The organism is Aliivibrio sp. 1S128 (assembly GCF_001691065.1).
Classification (GTDB): Bacteria; Pseudomonadota; Gammaproteobacteria; order Enterobacterales; family Vibrionaceae; genus Aliivibrio.
In genome coordinates this window covers 1-1,237 of the sequence record NZ_MAJV01000178.1, presented here as the reverse complement: position 1 = coordinate 1,237, position 1,237 = coordinate 1, and the positions used below count along the sequence as shown (strand labels likewise).

Annotated in this window: 1 protein-coding gene; it reads right to left on the bottom strand. The window is 37.4% G+C overall.

Annotated features, from left to right (window positions below; translation table 11 throughout):
- Positions 1 to 20: 20 nt before the first annotated feature.
- Entirely contained in the window at positions 21 to 1,142 is a 1,122-nt protein-coding gene (locus tag A6E03_RS19070; protein WP_065601537.1) for an ISAs1 family transposase, read from the bottom strand.
- Positions 1,143 to 1,237 lie beyond the last annotated feature (95 nt).

Below are 1,237 nucleotides of genomic sequence, written 5' to 3'. Positions count from 1 at the left end.
CAGGGTAAGAGCGTGAATGCCTAACTTTTAACCACTTCGTTCTGAGTACCTAAAATTTTATCAAGATATGCAGTATCCGCGTATGCTCTGCGTTGTTTACGTCGAATGCTCTTATTTTCACTTTTTTCACTTCTTAACATATTTAATGCAGCATGCCTCAGTACACCTAGATTTTCTGCGCTATTATCTTTATAAATCTGACACTTATCTTCATTCATTGTAACGTCTAAAACCCAATGGAGTTGATTCTCTATCATCCAATGATTACGAACTGCTTGTGCAAATTTCTCACTCGTTAGGCTTGCTGAACTAATATAATATCTAAACTCGAGTGAGGTCGTCTCTGTGCCTCGAGATTGAAATCCAATGGCAACTCCTACGGTTTTTAAACCGGCCCACTCTGGAAATTGTTTTGATAGTTTTTCAGCGTCTAATACATAATATTCCCTAACGTCTAATCGGCCATGCTGCTCTTCTATAGTCATTGGTGAGCTTGTATTTAAGACCACGTCACTAAGCTGCTCTTTGATCGCGTCATGAAGTTTTCGTTGGTTTCTTTTAACTGAAAGAAGGTAGTCACCACCATTATCAACAATGTTAGTTGCAATTTCTTTTTGACAACCCATCGCATCGATTGTAATTAAACACCCTTTAATATCAAGTTGTTGGAGTAATTTCGGGATTGCAGTAATTTCATTTGATTTCTCATTAGTTTTAATTTGACCTAACACTAATGAGTTTTTTGTAGCAAAAGCGCTAACCATATGAACACAAGACTTTCTGTCATTACGGTTATATGAACTGCGTAATGTTTTCCCATCAATCGCTATTATTTCTGAATTAAAGGCATGTGATATATCAAGCATCCAATTAATAAAACACTGGTTAAATTCTTCTGGCTCAAGCCTTGCGATTATACGAGCAATGGTGTCGTGAGCAGGTATACCATCTGGCAGTAGATTTTTTGATTGAAGCCAGTTTAAATGTAGATTTCCGAAGTCTTCAATATCTTCCCAGCCTTCAGCACCAGTGATAACGGAGCATAGAGTAAGAAATATGACATCAAAAAGGGAGTAAGTAACTTTAGCTTGTTGGCGAGGGTCATTAATAGAGGAAAAACGTTTAGAAAATGCTGATATCACAGGGAATAACTCCTTAAAAGGAGTATAAGATCATAGTCAGGCTAGCTCGTCAAATAAAATTCAGTTGCTTAAAAAACGTTCGCGATCTCGCCCTG